The organism is Stutzerimonas sp. R40042 (assembly GCF_026642215.1).
Taxonomy (GTDB): Bacteria; Pseudomonadota; Gammaproteobacteria; order Pseudomonadales; family Pseudomonadaceae; genus Stutzerimonas; species Stutzerimonas frequens.
This window is the reverse complement of record NZ_CP113258.1, coordinates 3,274,093-3,295,618: the sequence shown is the minus strand read 5'-3', so window position 1 is coordinate 3,295,618 and position 21,526 is coordinate 3,274,093. Positions and strand designations below refer to the sequence as shown.

21 protein-coding genes are annotated in these 21,526 nt (G+C 66.7%); 6 read left to right on the top strand and 15 right to left on the bottom strand.

The features are described 5' to 3' along the window. The first annotated feature begins 157 nt into the window (after positions 1-157). Entirely contained in the window at positions 158-1,114 is a 957-nt protein-coding gene (locus OUY36_RS15600; RefSeq protein WP_267934985.1) for an alpha/beta hydrolase family protein, read from the top strand. After that, positions 1,111-1,587 carry a GreA/GreB family elongation factor gene (locus OUY36_RS15595; protein WP_267934983.1) on the top strand — a complete coding sequence of 159 codons (477 nt, stop codon included), beginning with the start codon at positions 1,111-1,113 and terminating at the stop codon, positions 1,585-1,587. The genes OUY36_RS15600 and OUY36_RS15595 overlap by 4 nt, the downstream gene beginning before the upstream one ends. A gap of 245 nt (positions 1,588-1,832) precedes the next feature. Here the strand turns inward: OUY36_RS15595 and OUY36_RS15590 are convergent, their stop codons facing one another. Then, on the bottom strand, positions 1,833-3,779 hold the full coding sequence (locus OUY36_RS15590; RefSeq protein ID WP_267934981.1) for a DNA topoisomerase III: 1,947 nt from the start codon (positions 3,777-3,779) through the stop codon (positions 1,833-1,835). Positions 3,780-3,967: 188 nt separating this feature from the next. On the opposite strand from OUY36_RS15590, the gene OUY36_RS15585 reads away from it, so the two are divergent. After that, positions 3,968-4,177 carry a DUF3079 domain-containing protein gene (locus OUY36_RS15585; RefSeq protein WP_063542673.1) on the top strand — a complete coding sequence of 70 codons (210 nt, stop codon included), beginning with the start codon at positions 3,968-3,970 and terminating at the stop codon, positions 4,175-4,177. A gap of 6 nt (positions 4,178-4,183) precedes the next feature. Here OUY36_RS15585 and OUY36_RS15580 read toward each other — a convergent pair whose 3' ends face one another. Then, positions 4,184-5,413, bottom strand: a complete 1,230-nt coding sequence (locus tag OUY36_RS15580; RefSeq protein WP_267934979.1) for a dicarboxylate/amino acid:cation symporter — start codon at positions 5,411-5,413, stop codon at positions 4,184-4,186. 200 nt (positions 5,414-5,613) lie between these two features. Between OUY36_RS15580 and OUY36_RS15575 the strand changes: the two genes are divergently transcribed. Beyond that, entirely contained in the window at positions 5,614-5,937 is a 324-nt protein-coding gene (locus tag OUY36_RS15575) for a hypothetical protein (RefSeq protein ID WP_267934977.1), read from the top strand. Positions 5,938-6,009: 72 nt separating this feature from the next. After that, on the top strand, positions 6,010-6,735 hold the full coding sequence (locus OUY36_RS15570) for an SIMPL domain-containing protein (RefSeq protein WP_267934975.1): 726 nt from the start codon (positions 6,010-6,012) through the stop codon (positions 6,733-6,735). 743 nt (positions 6,736-7,478) lie between these two features. On the opposite strand, the gene OUY36_RS15565 is transcribed toward OUY36_RS15570, so the two are convergent. The 3 genes from OUY36_RS15565 to OUY36_RS15555 form a co-directional block, all read right to left on the bottom strand. Beyond that, on the bottom strand, positions 7,479-8,405 hold the full coding sequence (locus OUY36_RS15565; protein ID WP_011914010.1) for an ABC transporter permease: 927 nt from the start codon (positions 8,403-8,405) through the stop codon (positions 7,479-7,481). 65 nt (positions 8,406-8,470) lie between these two features. Then, entirely contained in the window at positions 8,471-9,577 is a 1,107-nt protein-coding gene (locus tag OUY36_RS15560; protein ID WP_267934973.1) for an ABC transporter permease, read from the bottom strand. 12 nt (positions 9,578-9,589) lie between these two features. Then, positions 9,590-11,146: an ABC transporter ATP-binding protein gene (locus OUY36_RS15555; RefSeq protein ID WP_267934971.1), complete on the bottom strand. Its 1,557-nt coding sequence runs from the start codon at positions 11,144-11,146 to the stop codon at positions 9,590-9,592. 251 nt (positions 11,147-11,397) lie between these two features. On the opposite strand from OUY36_RS15555, the gene OUY36_RS15550 reads away from it, so the two are divergent. Then, on the top strand, positions 11,398-12,318 hold the full coding sequence (locus tag OUY36_RS15550; protein ID WP_267934969.1) for an AraC family transcriptional regulator: 921 nt from the start codon (positions 11,398-11,400) through the stop codon (positions 12,316-12,318). 1 nt (position 12,319) lies between these two features. On the opposite strand, the gene OUY36_RS15545 is transcribed toward OUY36_RS15550, so the two are convergent. The 10 genes from OUY36_RS15545 to OUY36_RS15500 all read right to left on the bottom strand — a co-directional run bounded on the left by OUY36_RS15545 (position 12,320) and on the right by OUY36_RS15500 (position 21,526). After that, on the bottom strand, positions 12,320-12,775 hold the full coding sequence (locus OUY36_RS15545; protein ID WP_267934967.1) for a carboxymuconolactone decarboxylase family protein: 456 nt from the start codon (positions 12,773-12,775) through the stop codon (positions 12,320-12,322). A gap of 10 nt (positions 12,776-12,785) precedes the next feature. Further along, positions 12,786-13,523 (bottom strand): SDR family oxidoreductase, encoded by a 738-nt coding sequence (locus OUY36_RS15540; protein ID WP_267934965.1) that lies wholly within the window; start codon positions 13,521-13,523, stop codon positions 12,786-12,788. A gap of 122 nt (positions 13,524-13,645) precedes the next feature. After that, on the bottom strand, positions 13,646-14,116 hold the full coding sequence (locus OUY36_RS15535; protein WP_267934963.1) for a nucleoside deaminase: 471 nt from the start codon (positions 14,114-14,116) through the stop codon (positions 13,646-13,648). 36 nt (positions 14,117-14,152) lie between these two features. After that, complete coding sequence (locus OUY36_RS15530; protein ID WP_267934961.1) at positions 14,153-14,947, bottom strand: ABC transporter permease; 795 nt, start codon at positions 14,945-14,947, stop codon at positions 14,153-14,155. Beyond that, entirely contained in the window at positions 14,934-15,737 is an 804-nt protein-coding gene (locus OUY36_RS15525; RefSeq protein ID WP_013983528.1) for an ABC transporter ATP-binding protein, read from the bottom strand. The genes OUY36_RS15530 and OUY36_RS15525 overlap by 14 nt, the downstream gene beginning before the upstream one ends. Before the next feature lie 4 nt (positions 15,738-15,741). Next, complete coding sequence (locus tag OUY36_RS15520) at positions 15,742-16,719, bottom strand: ABC transporter substrate-binding protein (RefSeq protein ID WP_161612229.1); 978 nt, start codon at positions 16,717-16,719, stop codon at positions 15,742-15,744. 49 nt (positions 16,720-16,768) lie between these two features. Next, positions 16,769-17,518 carry an alpha/beta fold hydrolase gene (locus OUY36_RS15515; protein WP_102839964.1) on the bottom strand — a complete coding sequence of 250 codons (750 nt, stop codon included), beginning with the start codon at positions 17,516-17,518 and terminating at the stop codon, positions 16,769-16,771. Continuing rightward, positions 17,511-18,491 carry an isopenicillin N synthase family dioxygenase gene (locus OUY36_RS15510; protein ID WP_267934957.1) on the bottom strand — a complete coding sequence of 327 codons (981 nt, stop codon included), beginning with the start codon at positions 18,489-18,491 and terminating at the stop codon, positions 17,511-17,513. The genes OUY36_RS15515 and OUY36_RS15510 overlap by 8 nt, the downstream gene beginning before the upstream one ends. A gap of 324 nt (positions 18,492-18,815) precedes the next feature. Beyond that, positions 18,816-19,883: a M20/M25/M40 family metallo-hydrolase gene (locus tag OUY36_RS15505; protein ID WP_267934955.1), complete on the bottom strand. Its 1,068-nt coding sequence runs from the start codon at positions 19,881-19,883 to the stop codon at positions 18,816-18,818. A gap of 29 nt (positions 19,884-19,912) precedes the next feature. Beyond that, positions 19,913-21,526 carry an ATP-binding protein gene (locus OUY36_RS15500; protein ID WP_436785636.1) on the bottom strand — a complete coding sequence of 538 codons (1,614 nt, stop codon included), beginning with the start codon at positions 21,524-21,526 and terminating at the stop codon, positions 19,913-19,915.

The following is a 21,526-nucleotide window of genomic DNA, read 5'->3' as shown; positions in this document are numbered from 1 at the left end:
ACCACGATGAGGTATTGCGCTGCAGGCCACCTGCCTGCAGGGGTAATGCGGCTGCCATAAACAGACTGCAGCTGCTGCGCAAAGGTGCCAGCAGGTTATGGCAAAAATGTGCGCTGCGGGGCAAGGTGGCGGCACAACAATTCGAAAGGTCCTTGCCATGCCCGAGTCCGTTGTCCTGAGTTGCCGAGATGGTTATGCGCTGTCTGCGCAGCTGTGGAACCCGCAAGGTCCGGCGCGCGGCGCGGTCATCATCAGCTGCGCCACCGGCGTGCTGTCGCGCTATTACGCGCGCTATGCGAGCTTTCTCAACGAGCATGGTTTCACTGCACTAACCTACGACTTTCGCGGCATCGGCGGGTCGAGGCCGCAGCGCCTGCGCAGCATGAAGATGCGCTGGCGCGACTGGGGCGAGTATGACTTCGACGCCGCGGTGCGCTATATGCGTGCGCGTGATCCGCACGGGCTGCTAGTGGCGGTGGGGCACAGCGCCGGCGGCTTCATGCCGGGCTTTGCCGAGGCCGCCAGCGAGGTGGACCGCTACCTCAACGTGGCCGGGCAGTATGCCTACTGGCGCGACTACGCCGCCGAGCAGCGGCTGCGCATGTACGCCAAGTGGCACCTGTTCATGCCGGCGATTACCCGCCTGGTCGGCTACTTTCCCGGGCGCCGCTTCGGCTGGTTGGAAGATCTGCCTGCCGGCGTCGCGCTGGAGTGGTCCCGGCGCGGGGCGCGGCTGGAAGACAGCTATCCGCCTGATGAGCACGAACTGCTGTTCAGCCGCTTTGCCGCCGTCCGTGCGCCGATCCTCGCGGTCAGTACCAGCGACGACGAGTTCGCCACGCCGGCTGCGATGCGTCGGGGCCTAGGCTACTTTCGCAACAGCCCGCGCCAGCTGGTGCAGCTCAATCCCCGCGCGATGGGCTTCGAGCACATCGGCCATTTCGGCCTGTTCCATGACCGGCACCGCAACGGCTTCTGGCGCGAGTCGCTGGAATGGATCGCCGAGGGCCGCAATCCCTGGCTGGCCGACGAGGTGATCGAACCCGGCGCGGCACCGGCGGTTGACGCCGCCATTCCCTTTGGCGCGTCGCCGGGCTATAAGCCTCGCCCATGAGCAAGACCGCCCTTCAGCAGCAGATCATCGCCACCCTCGAAGCCGACCGCGAGGTGGCCAAGGCCGTGCTGGCCGCGACCCACGAGGCCGCCACCCATGCCGAGAGCAAGGCCGAGAACAAGTACGACACTCGCGGGCTGGAAGCCGCCTACCTCGCCGACGGGCAAAGACGACGCCTGCATGAGATCGAGACGGCGCTGGCCGCCTACCGCAACCTGCAGCCCGGTGCGAGCGTGGATGGCCGGGCGCGGGTCGGTGCGCTGCTCTGCCTGGATCACGACGGCGCCGAGCGCTGGTTCTTTCTCGGGCCGGATGCGGCGGGGTTGAAGCTGCAGCATGACGGGCGGGAAATCCTGGTCATCACGGCGCGTTCGCCGCTGGGACAGGGGCTGCTCGGCCGTGACGTAGGAGATGAGGTGGAGCTGCGGGTCAATGGCCAGCTGCAGCGCTACGAGGTGCTGCAGATCGCCTAGAGCCGGTTATGTGGCGTGGGCTTCAGCCCACCAAAGGCATTGGTGTGTGTGTGGCGGGCGGTGGGCTAAAGCCCACCCTACGGGTCCGTTGGCAACGGCTAGGACGTTGCGGATCGTGTAGCGCCGGCTATGTAGGGTGGGCTTCAGCCCACCGAAGGCAATGGTGTGGCGGGCGGCGGGCTAAAGCCCACCCCAGGGGGCGAGTAGGTTTCAACGCGTCTGTGGGGCACGGCGCAAAGGCCCGCTCAATCGGCCGCGCGCGGTTTTCTCGTCCGAGCGCCGCTCCCTCTGCGTGGCGAGGCGCTGCGTTTCTTCTTCCACGGTTTGCCGTTGCGGCCGGCGGCCACCGGTGGACCGCTGATCGTCATGCGCAGCCCGGCGCAGCGTTCGACCAGCTTGCTCATCCATGCCGATTGCTTGGCGACGAATTCTTCCAACGGCATTTCGCCGCTCTGCACCATGTCCAGCGCCTGTTCCCAGATCGCCGTGGTGCCGGGGTCGGCGATCGGCCGCGGCACGGCGTCGATCAGGCTGAACGCCGCCGGTGTCGCCGCCAGCGCCTTGCCCTGGCGAACCAGATAGCCGCGGTCGAGCAGGCCCTGAATTATCCCGGCGCGGGTCGCCTCGGTGCCGATGCCGGTGGTGTCCTTGAGTTTCTGCTTCAGCCGCGGGTCGTCCACGAGCTTGGCGACGTTCTTCATGGCCTTGATCAGGTCGCCTTCGGTGAAGGGCTTCGGCGGTTGTGTCTGCTGGTCCTTGAGCGTGATCTCGCCCACCGCATAATCCTGGCCCTGTTGCAGGGCTGGCAGGCTCTGCGGCGCATGTGCCTCGAGATTGCCCCGGGCCGGCGCCAGTGCTTCGGGCATGGCGCGTTTCCAGCCCGGTTCGACGACGCGCTTGCCCACCGCGCGCAGCGCCTGGCCAGCGCAGTCGAAGTCGGCCTGGGTGCGGTCGTACTCGTGGTTGGGCAGGAACTGCGCCAGGTAGCGCGCACGGATCAGCTCATACACCGCGCGCGGGCGCCCGGCCAGGCGTTCCAGACCACGCGCCGCGGCGGTGGGAATGATGCCGTGGTGGGCGCCGACCTTGGCGTCATTCCAGGCCCGCGAGCGACGCGACAGGTCCAGATGCGGCTGCAGCGCCGCGAGCGCCGGGTCGGCCTGCATCAGCGCCGCGACGATGGCCCGCGCTTCGCCGTGCTGGCTCAGCGGCAGATAGCCGCAGTCGCTGCGCGGGTAGGTGATCAGTTTGTGCGTTTCGTACAGCGCCTGGGCGATGTCGAGGGTTTCCTGGGCGCCGAGGCCGAGCTTCTTCGAGCAGACTTCCTGCAGCGTGCCGAGATCGAACGGCAAGGGTGCCGCTTCGCGCTGCCGCTCGGTCTTGAGCTTCAGCAGGCGAGCACTGGCGGCGTTGCGCATGGCGTCCGCAGCCTGCTGCGCACGAGCCTGATCGAGGCAGCGGCCCTGGTCGTCGCAAAGCTCGTCCGGCGCCTGCCACTGCGCGGTGAACGCGGCGCCATTGGCGAGCAGCTGCACGTCGATGGCCCAGAACGGCACCGGGATGAAATCGGCGATGCTGCGGTCGCGGTCCACCACCAGACGCAGCGTCGGCGTCTGCACGCGGCCCACCGGCAGCACGCCCTGATAGCCGGACTGGCGGCCGAGCAGGGTGAACAGCCGGCTCATGTTCATGCCGATCAGCCAGTCGGCGCGTGAGCGGCCGAGGGCGGCATGGTAGAGGTTGAAGGTCTCGGCGCCGGGCTTGAGTGCGGCCAGCGCCTTGCGGATCGAGGCATCGTCCAACGCCGAAAGCCACAGCCGGCGGATCGGCCCGCGGTAGCGGCAGTGCTCGACCAGCTCGCGGGCGATCATCTCGCCTTCGCGGTCGGCGTCGGTGGCGATCACCAGCTCGCTGCATTCGCCGAGCAGGCGCTTGACCGCCTTGAACTGGCTGGCGGTCTTTGGCTTGACCAGCATCTTCCAGCGCTCCGGCACGATTGGCAGGTCCGCCAGCACCCAGCGCTTGTAGCGTGGGTCGTAGGCGTCCGGCGGGGCGGTCTCCAGCAAGTGGCCGATGCACCAGGTCACCGTCACCCCTGCACCCTGCAGGCAGCCGTCGCCGCGCCGGTTGGCGCCGAGAACTTTGGCGATGTCGCGGGCCTGGGAGGGTTTTTCGCAGAGGAAGAGCTGCATGCGCGGCGATGACGGCGGTGGGTGATGGCGCGAAGCATGTGCACAAATGGCGCGTCAGGCAATCATTATCTGTATGTGCATACAGTTATTTTGCGCGGATGCCCTGCGTTCTTGAGCGTGATCAAGTCTGGAGACGGCACGCAGGCTTAGCCTGTACAGCCTGCAACAACGCCACGAAGGCATGTGCGATGGCCAAGAAATTCCCGCTCAACCCACCGCATCCGGAGCGCATCTGCTGGGGCTGCGACCGCTATTGCCCGGCCACCTCGCTGGCCTGTGGCAATGGTGCCGACCGCACCATGCATCCGTCTGAAATCCTCGGCGAGGACTGGCACACCGTCGGCGGCTGGGGCAACGAGGCGGAGATCATCGTCAGCACCCGGAACGAGCCCTCCTGAGCCGGGCTATTCACGATCGGCGAAACGCTGCACCACCACACTGCCGATGATGTCGCCTTCGACGTTGACCGCCGTGCGCACGGTATCCAACAAGCGGTCGATCGGCAGCAGGATCGCCACCGCTTCGGCCGGTAGGCCGACCGCCTGCAACACCATCACCATGGTCACCATGCCGGCGCTGGGAATGCCCGGGGCGCCGGTCGAGGCGATCATCGCCGTGAAGAACACCACCGCCTGCTGCGCCAGGCTCAGCTCGATACCCATCAGATTGGCGACGAACAGCGCTGCTGCCGCTTCGTAGAGTGCGGTGCCGTCCATGTTCATCGTCGCGCCCAGCGGCAGCACGAAGCCGGCGATGCCCGGGCGCACCTTGAGGTTGTCCTCCGCGCAGCGCAGAGAGATCGGCAACGTCGCCGCGCTGGAGCTGGTGGCAAACGCCGTGATCAGCGCCTCGCGGGTGCCACGGAAGAACCACAGCGGCGACTTGCCGGTTGTGAGAAAGAGAATGCCCGGCAGCACCACGATGCCGTGGAACAGCGTGGTGGCGAACACCAGCACGATGAAGCCGCCCACCGCACTTAGCAGCGCCACATCCTGCTCGGCCACCAGTTTGATCAGCAGCGCGAGGATGCCCAGCGGCGCCAGGCGCATGATCCAGCTGATGATGCGCATCATCAGCTCGAGAAATTCCTGCAGCACCACGAGGATATTGCGGTAGCGGTCGCCACCGGCCACCAGCGCGATGCCGATGAACATGGCGAACACCACGACGGCCAGGATGCTGCCGTTGGCCAGCGCGGCGAAGGGATTCTGGAACAGGTTGGCGAAGAAGTGCAGGAAGAACTCGGGTAGCGTCAGCTGGCGCGCCTCGAAGTCGTTCATCGCCTCGGCGAACAGGTCCAGCGACAGCCCCGCGCCCGGCTTGAAGATGTTCGCCGCGACCAGCGCCACCAGCATCGCCGCACTGGTGGTGAGGGTGAAGTAGACCAGCGCGCCGCCCCACACCCGATGCACCTGGTGATGCGCCTGCAGGTTGGCGACGCCGACCACGATGGAGGTGAAGATCAGCGGGATCAGCACCATTTTCAGTAGGCCGATGAAGATGCTGCCGGCCAGGGTGCTGGCGTAAAGCACGCCTTCGCGCAAGGGTGCGTCGGTCGGCAGCGTGCCGGTCAGCCAGCCGATGGCCACACCCAGGCAGGCCGCGATGAGAATCTGCAGGTTGAGACTGGGCAAAGGGGTGGCTCCTCGAATCGGTAGCGGTAGCGGTGGCGCTGAGCAAGAGAATGAACGCTGCGGCAAAAAGTTCGCATCGCGCGGGGTGCAATCATACAGACGCGACGCAACTGACGTGCCAATGACCTGGCGTCGGCCGGCCGCTGACAAAGTCACGCAGCTGGGTTTTCATGACGGGGCAGGTAGAAGAGGCGCGAGTCATGAGCGATCAGGACATCGAACAACGCATCGCCCGCGACATCGCCAGATGGCAGCGCGGCGTGCAGGAAAAAGGCGAACCGCTGGTGGTGGACGAAGGCTGGCTGCAGACGCCGCCGGGCCTGCGCTTGCCGTTCTCGGTGCTGAAAAGCGCCGGGGTGCCGCCACGGGAAGTGGAGTTGCTGGCGCAGCGCGCCGCGTTGCGCGAACGGCTGGATGCCTGCAGCGATGCGCAGCAGCGCGCGGGACTGGAGCGCGAGCTGAGCGAGCTGGAGCAGCACATCGCCTTCCGGCTGGAGGCGTTGCAGCGTCTGGGTCGCGGTTGAGCGCTGGCAACTGGCGTTCGCCCGGCGCTGGAGTAGCATGCGTATTCGGTCAATTCCTACAGGGAGAAGCACGTGGCTACAGCACGAATCGGATTTCTGCCGGCGGCGTTGATCGCCGCGGCGGTGGCCTTTGCCGGCTGGTCGGTGGGGCAGGGCGTGGAGCGTTTTCGCATGGCCGACCGCACGGTGACGGTCAAGGGCCTGGCGGAGATGGACGTGAAGAGCGACTTCGCGGTGTGGACGCTGGGCTTTCGCCGTGGTGGCGATCAGTTCGCCGAGGTGCAGAAGGGGCTGAGCGAGGATCGCCAGCGGGTGCTGAACTTCCTCCGCGAGCAGGGCTTCACCGACGAGGAGCTCGAGGTACGGCCGTTGCAGGTCCAGGATCTGCTGGCCCGCGAATGGGCTTCGCGCGATGTGGCGCTGCGCTTCAACGGCCAGGGGCAGGTGCTGGTCAAGTCCGAGCGCGTCGATGCCGTGGGCAAGGCGGCCAATGCGGTCGATCCGCTGATTCTGGCCGGTGTGCAGCTGGATACCGAGGTCAACGGCTTCGCCGGACCGCGCTATCAGTTGCGTGGTTTCAACGAGCTGAAGCCGCAGTTGCTGGAAGCGGCGACCAGCAATGCCCGTGAGCAGGCGACGCGCTTCGCCGAGGATGCTGGTGCCACGCTGGGGCGCTTGAAGAATGCCAACCAGGGGGTGATTCGGGTGATCGATGACGACGGCAGCGATATGGACAGTGGGCGGACCATCGGAAAGCGATTGCGGGTGGTGAGTACGTTTGAGTACACGTTGGATTGAGATAGGGCGTTTAAGCGTCCTGTGTGTTTGGCGGCGGAGGGTTTCGCTTGATGGCGGTTGGCGATTGCCGAGTCGCTTGAAGGCTTGGTTTCGCCCTGCTGGGCGAGTCACTTTTTCCAGGCGCTGAAAAAGTAACCAAAAACGCTTTGCCCCTGCATCCGGCCCCGGCTTTGCCGGGGTTCGTTCTCTCCGCCGCCGCTCCGAGGGTCGCCGTACAAGGGCCGTCCATGGCCCTTTACGGCTCTCGCCGCATCCCTGCGGCTCGCCCCTCTGCGCAGCGGCTCCGCTCACCCTCCTGAAGGGGCGTTTGGAGTTGCCTGAGGGTTCTTTAGCCAATTACAGACACAAACCAGGGTTCTCGATCTGTCAGGCAACTCGGACTCGTTCCCCCGTCAGGAGGCCGAGCGCAGGCGTTGCGAGGGGGGCGCAAGGCAGGACGCCGAGCGAGGAGTGAAGGGACAGGGACGTCCCTTCGTGAGGGGCGCCGAGCCCGGCCCCCCGGAGCAACGCGGAGGGAGGGAAGTTTTGCGAAGCAAACCGGGGACGCCTAGTCCGGATGTCGGGGTGGCCTTCTCTTTGGATACTTTCTCTTGGCCCGGGCGGCGCTCCGCAGACAAGAGAAAGTGACTCGGCCGGAGGGCCGAAACCAGATGTGTCGGCTTACTCAGTAATCGCCTGATGTACAAGCTGCCAGCCCAATAGCGCCAGCAACGATCCCCGTTCTTTCCAACCGGCCCGACAAATCAATGCCCCGGCTGCCAGGGCTGCCCCAGCGACACCGGCGCGTACAACCGCGTACGGATCGCATCCCGCGACAGCAGCACCAGCACCAGAATGGTCGCCACATAGGGCAGCATCGCCAGCAGGTTGCCAGGGATCGCCAGGCCGAGACCCTGCGCCACCAGGTGGAGGATGCTGGCCAGACCGAACAGGTAGGCGCCGAGCAGGACGCGGCTCACCCGCCAGCTGGCGAACACCACCAGGGCCAGGGCGATCCAGCCGCGGCCGGCGGTCATGTTTTCCGCCCACATCGGTGTGTACGCCAGCGACATGTAGCCGCCGGCAAGCCCGGCCATGGCGCCGCCGAACATCACCGCCAGGGTGCGCACGCGCAGCACCGGCAGGCCCATGGCGCTGGCGGCGTTGGGGTTTTCGCCGACGGCCTGGATGATCAGGCCGATGCGGCTTTTCAGCAGCACCCAGGCCACCAGCGCGAACAGTGCGAAGGACAGGTACACCAGCAGATCCTGGGCGAACAGCATGCGGCCGATCACGGGGATCTCGCTGAGCAGCGGAATGGCGATCGGCTCGAAACCGGCCAGCGGCTTGCCGACCCAGCTGGCACCGACGAAGGACGACAGGCCGACGCCGAAGATGGTCAGTGCCAGGCCGGTGGCGACCTGATTGGCGTTGAAGCCCAAAGCCACCATGGCGAACAGCAGCGAGAGCAGCACGCCGGCCAGGCAGGCGAACAGCACGCCGAGCCAGAGGTTGCCGCTGGCGAAGGCGACGATGAAGCCGATCACCGCGCCGAACAGCATCATGCCCTCCTGGCCGAGGTTGAGTACGCCGGTCTTCTCGCACACCAGCTCGCCGAGGGCGACCAGCAGCAGCGGCGTACCGGTGCGGATCATGGCGTAGAAGATATTGGTCAGCAGATCCATGTCCATCGGTCAGGCCTCGAACTTCAAGCGGCAGGCAGCGGGTGAAAAGGGAAGTAGCGCAGCGCGGACGATCATGTGGCCGGCTCCTCTTTGGCGCTGACGAGCTGGGGCTTGCGTGCCCACAGTTTCAGGCGCGGGCGGTAGAGGATCAGCACGTCGCAGGCGAGCAGGAAGAAGAGCACCATGCCCTGGAACAGCTGGGTGATGGACTGCGGCAGGTTGGCCGCCATCTGCGCGTTCTCGCCGCCGAGGTAGAGCAGCGCCATCAGCAGGCTGGCGAAGACGATGCCGATGGGGTTGAGACGGCCGAGGAAGGCCACGGTGATCGCCGCGTAGCCGTAGCCCGGCGACACCTGCGGCACCAGCTGGCCGATCGGCCCGGTGACTTCGGCGACACCGGCCAGCCCGGCCAGGCCGCCGCTGATCAGCAGGGCGATCCACACCAGCTTCTTGTCGCGGAAACCGACAAAGCCGGCGGCGCGCTTGTCCAGGCCTAGCACCTTGATCTGGAAGCCGAGAAAGCTCTTCTGCAGCAGCACCCAGACCACCACCAGCGCCAGCAGGGCGAAGTAAAAGCCGGCATGCACGCGCAGCCCTTCGATCAGCTCGGGCAGCCGGGTGGCGTCGCCGAACATCGCCGACTCGGGGAAGTTGAAGCCTTCCGGGTCCTTCAGCGGGCCATGCACGGCGAACAGCAGCAGGTTCAGCGCGATGTAGTTGAGCATGATGCTGGTGAGGATTTCGTTGGCGTTGAACGCCGTCTTCAGCCAGGCGCAGAGCCCGGCCCAGGCGGCGCCGCCAAGGGTGCCGAGCAGCAGCGTCAGCACCAGTGCCCAGCGCGAATCCCAGTCGATGATGTTGACGGCCAGCGTGCTGCCGGCCAGTGCGCCGATGAGCAGCTGGCCTTCGGCGCCGATGTTCCAGATGCGCGCGTTGTAGACCACCGCCAGGCCCAGCGCGCAGAGCAGGATTGGCAGCGCCTTGACCAGCAGTTCGGAGAGGCCGTAGAGATCGCCGAGCGGGTCGATCAGCAGCACCTTGAGGGTTTCCAGTGGCGGATGGCCGAGCAGGGCGAACAGCAGCGCGCCGCTCAGCAGCGTCAGCAGCGCGGCCAGCAATGGCGAGAACCAGAGCATGGCCCGTGAGGCCTCGCCGCGGGGTTGCAGGGATAACAGCATGATGGGTTCTCGTCAGGCGGCAGAGTTGGAAACAGGGGTGTCGCTGGTATCGAACTGGCCGGCCATCCAGCGGCCGACTTCGACCGGGCAGGTGCTGGCAGTAGCGCGCTGTGGCGACAGCCTGCCGTCGCTCAGGGCAGCGATGCGGTCGCTGATCTGGAACAGCTCCTCCAGGTCTTCGGAGATCACCAGGATCGCCGCGCCGGCATCGCGCAGTTCGATCAGCGCGCGATGAATCGCCGCCGCCGCGCCGACATCCACGCCCCAGGTCGGGTGCGCGGCGATCAGCAGTTTCGGCTGCTGCAGGATCTCGCGCCCGAGGATGAATTTCTGCAGGTTGCCACCGGACAGGCTCGCCGCCGGGGTCTGTGCGTCCGGTGTCTTCACGGCAAAACGCTGAATGACCTGTTCGGCGAAGGCGCGCACCTTGCCGCGGCGGATCATGCCCTGCTCGACCATGCCGGTCTGCTGATAGGCGGTGAGCAGGCCGTTGTCGGCCAGGCTCATGCTCGGCACCGCGCCGTGACCGAGACGCTCGGCCGGCACGAAGGCCATACCGTGGCTACGGCGGGCATCGGGGCGCAGATGGGCGACGTCGTCACCGAGAAAGCGGATATGCCTAGCCTGTGCGGCCGGCAGACGCTGTTCGCCACTGAGCAGGGCGAGCAGTTCGTCCTGGCCGTTGCCGGCGACCCCGGCGATGCCGACGATCTCGCCGGCGCGTACCTCCAGGTCCACCTCTTCGAGGGACACGCCGAACGGATCGGCGTTGTGCCAGGACAGCCGCTCCACGCGCAGGAATGGCGCGCGGCCCTCGCTCTTCGGGTATTCGGCTTCCAGCCCCTCGGCATCGCCGACCATCAGCCGCGCCAGTTCCAGGTCCGAGCATTCGGCCGGTACGCACTCGCCGGATACGCGCCCGGCGCGCAGCACCGTAGCGCTCTGGCACAGCGCGCGCACCTCGTTGAGCTTGTGGCTGATGAACAGGATGCTGCAGCCCTCGGCCGCCAGCCGGCGCAGGGTGACGAAGAGCTCGTCGGCCTCCTGCGGAGTGAGCACCGAGGTCGGTTCGTCGAGGATCAGCAGACGGATGTCCTGCATCAGGCAGCGGATGATCTCCACCCGCTGACGCTCGCCGATGGACAGGCTGTGCACCAGCCGTTGCGGCTCCAGCGGCATGCCGTAGCGCTGCGAGACCTCGCGGATCTTCGGCTCCAGCTGCTTCGGCGTACCGGCCTTGGCGCCCAGCGCCAGGGCGATGTTCTCCGCCACAGAGAGCGTCTCGAACAGCGAGAAGTGCTGGAACACCATACCGATGCCGCGTTCACGGGCCTGGGCCGGGTCGCGCATGGTCACCCGTTCGCCCTGCCAGTGGATTTCGCCGGCGTCGGGCTGGGTCACACCGTAGATGATCTTCATCAGGGTGCTCTTGCCGGCGCCGTTCTCGCCTAGCAGGGCGTGGATCTCGCCCGGCTGGATCGACAGGTCGATACGGTCGTTGGCCAGGCAGCCTGGGTACTGTTTGGTGATGCCGCAGAGCTTGAGGCGCGCGGTCTGGGATTCGGGCATGGAGGCGTCCGCTGGGTTTTTCATGACCAGGGTGTAGCAAAAAGCTGGCCAGGCAGTCAGGAATTGAGATGCGACGCGGCCACGGCAGCTGCGCCGCCGGTTGGCCATGCGACGATGTTAGCCGGTGCATCGCTTTGGTGCTTCACTCGATGACACTGCCGTGCCGATGCACCGCCATGGGGCGGGACGACCGCGGGCCGGATGGGCTGCTAAGCTAACCGTCCTTTCCGCTCCCACCGGTTTGCCTGCAAATGAACCAACTGGACCTTCATTCCGCCGAGGAAACGATTGCCCAGCGTGCCGCGCTGGCGCGGCTGATCGATGGCCTCGTGCGCGACGACGGCATGCATCCCACCGCCATCGACGATCTCTTCCTGATCCGCTGCAGCGCACCGAGCGACCTGGTGCACGGGCTGCACAAGCCGGCGCTGTGCATCATCGTGCAGGGCAGCAAGGAGGTGCGCCTGGGCGATGAGCTGTACACCTACGATGCGCTGCACTATCTGGTGGTATCGGTCACTGTGCCAGTGGCCGGTCGCGTGCTGGAGGCCTCGTCCGGCGAGCCGTACCTGTGCATTCGCCTGGATATCGACCCGGCAATGGTCGCCACCCTGGTGGCCGACAGCGCGCCGTTGAGCCAGCCCGTGGAAGGGGCTGCACGTGGGGTCTATCTGGACCGCATCGATGCGCCGTTGCTCGACGCCACGCTGCGCCTGGTGCGACTCTTGGCCAGCCCGCAGGACATCCCGGTGCTGGCACCGCTGGCCATGCGCGAGATCTTCTACCGCCTGCTCTGCGGTCGCCAGGGGCGCCACCTGCACGAGATCGCGGTGCGCGACAGCCAGGGCCATCGCGTCACCCGCGCCATCGAATGGCTGAACCGCAATTACGTCGAGCCGCTGCGCATCGAGGAACTGGCGCAGCGGGTCAATCTCAGCAGCTCGACGCTGCATCACCGTTTCAAGGCGCTCACCTCGATGAGCCCGCTGCAGTACCAGAAGCAGCTGCGCCTGCAGGAGGCGCGGCGGCTGCTGATCGCCGAGGGGCTCGATGTGTCCAGCGCCGGCTACCGGGTCGGCTACGAAAGCCCCTCGCAGTTCAGCCGTGAGTACAGCCGGCTGTTCGGCGCCTCGCCGGTGAAGGATCTGGCCCGACTGCGCAGCACCGCTTAATTCAGCGCGGCGCCGGGTCCGGCACCTCGCGCAATGCCTGGGCGGCATCGATGGCGCGGGGAAAGCCGGCGGTCACGGTGGTCAGGTAGACCACCTCCTTCAGCTCCTCACGGCTGACGCCCAGACGCAGCGCGTAACCGGCGTGGACCTTCATGTAGGGCAGATTGCCCTGGGCGGCGAAGGCGGCGATCACGGCCAGCTGACGAGTGCGGTCATCCAGCTCGCTGCGTCCCCAGACATCGCCCAGCGCATAGCCGGTGATGCCCTCGGCGAGAAACGGATAGTCCTCGCGCAGCGCCTCGAGCACCGGTTGCCCGGCACCGCCGGACAGGTGCTCGATGACCGCCATGCCACGCTCGTGGCGCTCGTTGCCGGCCGCTTCCAGCGAGGCGAAGGTCAGCGAGCCGAACACGGCCAGGTATGCCGCGGCCAGGGTGGTGCTGGTATGAAGGGTCATGGCGGCGTCCTCAGTAGGGGCTGGCGGTGGGGCGCACCACCAGCTCGCTGACATCGACATCGGCCGGCTGGTCGATGGCATAGGCGATGGCGCGGGCGATGGCGTCGGCCGGAATGGCGATGCGGCGGAAGTCGTCCATGGCCGAGCGGGCGGTGTCATCGGAAATGCTCTCGGCCAGTTCCGATTCGGTGACGCCGGGCGAAACCAGGGTCACGCGAATATCGCCGCCGACCTCCTGACGCAGGCCCTCGGAGATGGCGCGCACCGCGTACTTGGTGGCGCAGTACACCGCCGCGGTCGGGCTCACCGCGTAGGCGCCGATGGAGGCGATGTTGACGAACTGGCCGGCGCGCTGGCGCTGCATCAGCGGCAGGCCGGCAGCGATGCCGTGCAGCACGCCACGGATGTTCACGTCGATCATGCGGTTCCACTCGTCGACCTTCAGCGCGTCCAGCGGCGAAAGCGGCATCACCCCGGCGTTGTTGACGATCACATCGACGCGGCCGAAGCGCTGTTCGGCGAAGTCGACGAAGGCCTGGGTGTCCTCGCGGCTGGTTACGTCCAGCGCGCGGCAGGCGGCAACGCCACCGCGTTCGCCGATCTCGGCGACCAGCTTTTCCAGCCGTTCGAGACGCCGCGCGCCCAGCACGACGGTTGCGCCCTGGGCCGCCAGCAGGCGGGCCGTGGCTTCACCGATGCCGCTGCTGGCGCCGGTGACGAGTACGATTTTGCCGGTGATGTTCGACATGGGGTTGTCCTCCGCAGGTGGATTCGGGCGACGCCGGTGACGCCGTGGTTCGAATACTGCGAGGGAGGACGCTGCCGGCGTTATGGCGATCCTGCCGGGCGCTTGCCTGATTCTGGCGCTGCCTACCAGATGCCTTCGTGCAGGGCGGCCGCCTCGTCCTCCAGCAGCGGGCCGAGCACCTCGACCTTGCGCTGGCCGGCGTCGAAGACGATGCGGCACGGCAGATCCAGCGTCGGGTTTTCCGGATGGTTGCCGGTGATGTTCTTCAGGCTGCGCTCGGAAAGGCCGTAGACCACGCGCCCAAGACCGACCCAGTAGGCGGCGCCAGCGCACATGGCGCAGGGCTCGGCCGAGGTGTACATGGTGCAGCGCGAGAGGAATTCCGGTGTGTAGCGGGTCGAGGCGCGGGTCATCAGCACCCGCTCGGCATGGCCGGTCATGTCGTGGTCGGGCATGTAGGCGTTGCCCTGTTCCAGCAGCACCTCACCGTCCGGCCCGACCAGGATGGCGCCGAACGGATGGGTGCCGTTTTCCAGCGCGCGGCGGGCGACGTCGAAGCTTCTGCGCAACAGGGCGATATCGTCGAGAGGCATGGTGTTATCCAGGTTGAGATGAATGAGCGGGTGGGCTCAATGCCCGCCCTTGGGCAGGCTCCAGGGAAAGCAGACCTTCTGCAGCAACCCGATCAGGTGGAACAGCAGCAGGCTGATCACCACCAGCATCATCAACGCGGCGAAGGCTTGTGGCACCTGGAACATCGACGTGGAGAAGTTGATGAAGTAGCCCAGGCCTTTTTCCGCCGCGACGAATTCGGCGACCACCGCGCCGATCACCGCCAGGGTGATGGAAATGCGCAGCGCCGAGAACAGGTGTGGAATCGCATAGGGCAGGCGGATGTTGCGGTACTCGCGGGCCTTCGATGCGCCCAGCGAGCGCGACAGTTCCACCAACTCTTCCGGCGTCGCCAGCAGGCCGGTGACGCAGGACACCACGATGGGGAAGAAGGCGATCAGGAAGGTGATGAACACCCGCGGCAGGTCGCCGGCGCCCATCACCACCACGATGATCGGCGCGACTGCGACGATGGGTGTGGACTGCACGATTACCAACAGCGGATAGAGCGTGCGCGACATCAGTCGCGAGGACGCCAGGGCGATGGCCAGCGGGATGCCGATCAGAATCGACAGGCCGTAGCCCATCAGCGTCACCTGCAGGGTGGCAAAGATATGCTCGGCCCAGGCGCCGAGGCCGACCTTCTGCGTCGCCGCGAGAATGGCGCTGGGCGAGGGCAGCACGAAGCTCGGCAGCCTGAGCAGGCGACACGCCGCCTCCCAGGCCAGCAGCAGGACGACGAAGGCGAGCCAGGGCGCGAGGCGATCGGCCTGCGCCTTCAGGCGCTGTGCCCTGGGTTTAATGGTCGGCATGGCGCGAGAAGACCTTGCGGCGGATATGGTTGGCGAGCTCATTGAAACGGGGCTCCGTGAGGGTCTGCATGGACCGCGGGCGCGGCAGGTCGACGTCGATGATTTCCTGAACGCGGCCGGGGCGTGCCGACATCACCAGGATGCGGTCGGCCAGCAGCAGCGCTTCGGGAATCGAGTGGGTGATGAACAGCACCGTCTTCGGGCGCTGGGTCCAGATATTCAGCAGCTCCAGGCTCAACTCGTCGCGGGTCAGGGCGTCGAGTGCCGAGAACGGCTCGTCCATCAGCAGGATTTCTGGGTCGTGCAGCAACGCCCGGGCAATCGCCGCGCGCTGCTGCATGCCGCCGGAGAGTTCGTCCGGGCGCTTGTTGCCGAATTCCTTGAGCCCCACCAGTTCCAGCAGCTCCTCGCCGCGGGTGATCTCCTGGGCGGTGACGCGGCCGTACTTGTGGCGCATGGGAAAGGTCAGGTTGTCGCGGATGTTCAGCCAGGGCAGCAGCGTCGGCTTCTGGAAGACGATGCCGATCTCGTCGCGCGGGCCGTCCACCGGGCTGCCGTAGATGCTGACCTGGCCGTGGGTCGGTCGCACCAGCCCGGCGAGGATGCGCAGCAGTGTGGACTTGCCGCAGCCCGAGGGGCCGAGCACGGCGATGAACTCGTGGCGGCCGATGTCGAAACTGGCGTTGTCCAGCGCCACCACCTCGCTGCCATCGGAGGAGGTGAAGACCTGGCTGACCCGATCGAAGCTGATGTTGGGGCGCGGCGTGGCGGGCAGGACGGCAGCATTCATGGCTTCACTCGCTCAGGCTGGTGTCGATGGCGCTGGCCGGGTCGAGGGCATCAATCTGCATGCCCTGCGCCTTGGCCACCCATTCCCAGGTGGTGGCCAGCCGCTTGGCGTCGAAGCCCGGGCCCTCGGCATCGCTGATCTCGTTCTGCATCAGCGGCACCGAGGCGGCGAACTGCTCTTCGGCCTGTTGCTCATCGACCTCGGCAACCATCTTCTTCAGTGCGGCGGCTGCGGCTGCCGGGTCGGCGATGGCGTTCTTCTGCGCCTGCTGGTACGCCTTGACGAACTTCTTCGCGACCTCGGGATGGCTCTGCACGAAGCGCTGCGAGGCTACCAACGACAGGCCGTAGCCCTCGAAGCCGTATTCCGACCAGGGGATGGTTTTCAGCGTCTTGTCCGCTTCACCGAGGGCACGGACGAAGCCGGGCGCGACGGTCAGCCAGTTGATGGTGGCATCCACCTTGCCGGTGGCGAGCATCGGTGCCAGCGCGCCGGGGTCGAGCTTGAGCAGCTTGACGCTGGCCGGGTCGATGCCGTTGCGCTCCAGCAGCAGCGGCCAGACCACGTTGGAGGCGGAGAAGGTCGGGGTGGCGACGGTCTTGCCGACGATGTCTTTGAAGCTCTCGATGCCCGAACCTTCGGTGGTGAAGAAGGCGTCCGGTTGCTTGTTGTAGATCGGCGCCACGGCGACCACCGGCACCTCGCCCTGGGCCTTGGCCTGCAGCAGCGAGGCCAGGCCGGCCGAGCCGAAGTCGGCGCTGTTGGTGGCCAGCTTGGTCACCACGTCGCTGCCACCGCGGGCACTGGCGATCTCCACTTCGATACCTTCGGCGGCGAACAGGCCCTGTTCGACACCGAGGTAGATCGCCGCCTTGTCGCCGGCCGGCAGCCAGTCGTTGAGCCAGCGCACCTTGTCGGCGGCCAGGGCGGATTGGCTGAACAGCGCGAACAAGGCGCTGGCGAGCAGGGTTTTCTTGAACATGGTGAAGCTCCTTGAAGGTCGGCGTAATGAGCGCGATGCAATAAACGGGTCAGCGCACGGGATGTGGATGGCGCGCGAAGAAATCCAGCAGGGCGGCGAGCAGCGCGTCGGGCATGGCCAGTTGCGGCGCATGCCCGCAATCGAGCACCACCCGCTCGGCGCCAGGCACCAGCTGCTGCATGCGCTGTTGCACCCGTGGCAGCACGGAGCGGTCCTGGGTGGCTTCGATATACAGCCGTGGCAGACGACCGAAACGCGCGGCCGTCCACTGTGCGGCGATATCGCGGCCGCCGTCGGGCTGCACCGTCAGGCGGCGCGCGGCAGTGATCGCGGCCTGTGCCGGTGCATCGTGAAAGAACAGGGCGCAGGCGGCATCGCCCGGTACGCGGCTGCCGCCGGGCGCGGCCTCGAGATAGGGGCCGATGCCGCTGACCTCGGGAAAGTCGCGGGCGAGCTCGGCACAGAGTTCGCCGAAGCCCATGCCGCTGGGCAGCATCATGCCGGCGACATAGGCGACGCCGGCGATGCGCTCGGCATAACGTTCGGCCACTGCAGTGGCGGTGATGCCGCCGCCGGAATGCGCGACCAGATGGATCGGGCCGGGCAGCGTCTCGATCAGCGCGCCGACGTGCTCGACGTAGCGCTGCAGCGAGACCTCGGCGAGCGGCGTGGCGTCGCTGCCGTTGCCCGGCAGATCGACCGCGTGCGGGCGGTGGCCGGCATCGCGCAGGCCATCCTGCAGCGAATCCCAGACCCAGCTACCGGCCCAGGCCCCGTGGATGAGGACGATGTCAGCCATAGGTCCTCCGGTACATCTCGCGGTGGTGTTCTTCCACCGTCACCGCGGGGTAGCGCGGCGCCTCGCCGGGCGCGAGGCAGGTCGGCAGGCACTCGACCACATGGTCCGGGTTGCCGCTGAAGAAGAACGGCACGCTGTAGCGCTCGCGTCCGGACATGTTGACCACCCGGTGCAGCGTCGAACGGTACTGGTCGTTGGTCCAGCGGGCGATCATGTCGCCCAGATTGACCACATAGGTGCCGGGCACAGGGGCCGCGTGAATCCAGCTCTTGCTGTGACGATCCCATACCTGCAGGCCGGGATTCTCGTCCTGCAGAAGCAGCGTCAGCCCGCCGAAATCGGTATGCGCGCCACAGCCCTTTTCGCCGGGCGCGGAATTGGCCGGCTGCGGCGGGTAATGCAGCAGGCGCAGGGTGCTCATGGAGTCGCGGCAGAAGCCGGCGAAATGTTCCTCCGGCAGTTGCAGCGACAGCGCGATGGCCCCCATCAGCCGATTCGCCAGCGCATTCATCGCGTCGCGATAGCGCTCCATGGTCGGGCGAAACTCCGCGAGCTCGATCGGCCACTGGTTGGCACCATGGTTGAAACGCCCGGCCAGTACCCGCGGGTCGTCCTCGGCCAGCTCCTCGCCGATGTAGAAGCCTTCCTTGAGATCGGCCGGCGCACCGGCTTCCAGCACCTGCCCGCGCAACGGCTCATAGCCGCGATTGGCCTTCGAGAACACCTTGTCCAGGGCGCGCTTGCCGGGTTCCGGCAGGGCAAAGAAGGCCCGCGCCTGCTCGAACACCGCCTGCTGCAGCGCCGCGTCGACGCCGTGGTTGGCGATACAGAAGAAACCGACCTCGCGACAGGCCGCACCGATGCGTTTGGCCACGGCGGCGCGCTCGTCGAGATCGGAAGAAAACAGCCCGGCGATGTCGATCAGCGGCAGCGCGGCGGCTTCGAGATGGCGGGCGCAAAGGGATTCGTTCATGGCTCGATCCTGCTCTGCCGACCGCGGAATGGCGGCCGGCGAGCGCAGTATCTGACCGTGGCTGCTGTGCGCAGAAGCAGAGAATATCGAGCAAGCCGATGCGATTTCGGCAGCAGCAGCGGATGCTTTTCGGTGGTGCGCCGGGCGGTCCGCATTGGTGCGCAGTCGAGCCGAGGCGTGACGCGCGAATGGTCACTCGGCAGCGCGTCACGCCGATCGGAACGCCCTCGAACGGGGCGTGTGCGGGGCTCGAAGCGGGCCGAAAAAAATATCGGTCGGCTGCTCAGCTGCTCGAGCGGGATTGCGCTCGGCCCCTCCTGGGCGCTATTGCAGGCTGACCAGATACTCGACCAGTGTTTCGGCGCAGGCCTGCATCGCGTCCTGCATGATCACCTCATAGCCGTGCGTGTTCTCCGTGGGGATCGCCAGGCAACCGGCCTGCGGAGCGGAGCCCGAGCCAAGCACTGCGCTCGCGTCCGAGGCAAAGCCGGGCATCAACGCCGGTTGCGGGCAGTAACCGCAGCGTGATGCGGCCCTGAGCAAGCCGTCGGAAACGCGCTTGGTGTAGTAGCCCTTCTCATCGCCGGTAAGCACGATGGGGTCGAGCGCCAGGCGCGTGTCGTACTCGGCTGCGATCGGCCCCACTTCCAGGGCGATGCACAACGCCCCCGGCAGTGTGCGCGCCGCGTACTGTGCCCCGGAATTGGTTTCCTCTTCGTTGGTCGTCAACACGATGAGCACGTCGCCGTGCAATTCATCCCTGCGCGCCGCCAGGCGCCTGGCGGCCACGAGGGCGGCAACCACAGGGGCCCGATCATCGAGGAAGTGCGCGGCAATACAGTCGCGTATCCGGAACGGCTTGCGCCAATGCCGGCTCAGCACCACCCGTGTGCCCGCGCGCACGCCCAGCTCGCCAAGTTCCGCCTTGCTGTATCGAGTGATGACGTGCACATCGTTCCACTGCACATCCCCCTGAAGCACATGCATCGACTGGCTCGATTCGCTCGTCCCGTGCATCGTGCCGAAAGACAGCGCACCGGCGACCGTGCCGGTGTCTCCCATCACGTCCACGGGGCACATGCCGAAGTTGACCGGAAACGCACCGCCCAGCGCCGCGACTCGCAGGCGCCCATCCGGGTCTATGCGTTTGACCACCATGGCGATCTCATCCTGATGGGCCATGATTCGGGTCGTCCGGCGTTCCGCCTCGTCGGGCGCAACCCCGACCGCTTTGATTCGCCCAATGAGATTGTCAGCGGCGTCTTGCCAGACGGCGTCGCAGCATCGCTCTAGCTCTCGCCTGCACGCCTGGCGGACTTCTTCTTCCTGGCCTGCCGGCCCTCGCGCAAGCAGAAGTTCTTCCAGTAGCGCCAGTTGTTCCTGGTTTCCCATGCATCCTCCGCGATCGGTTTTGCCAATCGTTAGGACCAACGCCGCAGCTGTCCGTGCGGGGATTGCGCTGCGCCATCAATCGCTTCGCGCAGGGCGGTGGCCAGGTCCTCGAGCCGATAGGGCTTGGCCAGCACGTGCACGCCTTCGGCGGCCGCCGACTGCTGAGCGGCCTCGGCGTAGCCACTGGTCAGCAACACGGGAACGCCGAGCGCGCGGGTGCGGATCTCTCGAGCCAGTTCAACCCCGTTCATGCCGCCGGGCATCATGATGTCGGAGAACACGATGTCCACCTTGCAACCGTTCTGCAGCGAGCTCAGCGCATCCGTGGCGCTGGCGGCGTGCGTGACGCGATAGCCGAGGTGTTCGAGCATCTCGCCGACCAGCGCCGCGACTTCCTCGTCGTCGTCGACGAGCAGCACACTGCCGACGAGCCGGTTGTCGCGCGCATCGGCGCCGTGATCGTCGGCCTCGGGCTGCTCGGGCATGTCTGCCGAGCGCGGCAGCAGCATGATCACACGGGTGCCGCGCCCGCATTCGCTTTCGATCCATACGGTGCCCCCCGATTGCCGGGCGAAGCCGTATACCTGCGCCAACCCCAGACCCGAGCCCTTGCCGATCTCCTTGGTGGTGAAGAAGGGGTCGAAGACCCGCGGCCGGACCTCCTCCGGAATGCCGGTGCCCGAGTCGGTCACGGTCAGCCGGACGAAGTCGCTGCGTAAGCCCATGACGTCCTCGTCCGGTGCGTTGCAGGCTTCGATGAGGATCGATCCGCCGTTTGGCATGGCGTCGCGGGCGTTCACCGCCAGGTTGATGATGACCAGCTCGAGCTCGCCCGGGTCCGCCTCGACGGGCCAGAGGTCCGGCGCGAACTGCACCTTGACCTGCACCGCACCGCTCAGGCTGCGGTCGAGCAGGTCGCGCATACGGCCGATCTGCAAAGAGAGGTCCACGGCTCTCGGTGCCAGTGATTGGCTGCGGGAAAAGGCCAGCAGCTGGCGGGTCAGCGCCGTGCCGCGCTGCGCGGCCTGGCGCATGCCGGTCAACAGGCGCTCGCGACGCTGCGGGTCCTTGCGCCGATCGAGCATGTCGAGGCCGCCGCTGATGACCATCAGCAGGTTGTTGAAGTCATGGGCAATACCGCCGGTGAGCTGGCCGATGGCCTCGATCTTCTGCGCCTGACGCAGGGTTTCCTCGATGCGCGCGCGCTCGGCCATCTGCGTGCGCAACTCCTGGTTGGCCTTTTCCAGCTCGCGGGTGCGCTCGACCACCAGGGCTTCGAGCTGTTTGGACGCCAATTCCTGCGCTTCCAGCAATGCCCGCACCTCGTACTGGCGCTGACGTGCCCGCACTGCGGCCTTCAGTGCACTGGTCAGGGTGATGCTCTGCACCGGCCGCTCCAGCAGCGATACATTTCGCAGCGCCAGCACCATGCGCTGGCGCCACGCGGCAATCGCCGGAGGCTGGTGTTTGCTGGTCAGCACGACGAAGGGGAAGTCCGACCACGCCGGCTGCTTGTCCACCCAGGCGGCCAGGCTCTCGAGGTCGTAGCCAAACAGACCTTCTTCGGCGATGAACACTGCATCGGCGTCGGTTTCGGCGCGTTGCAGTACCTGCTCGACGCCATGGCTGACCACCGCCTGCAT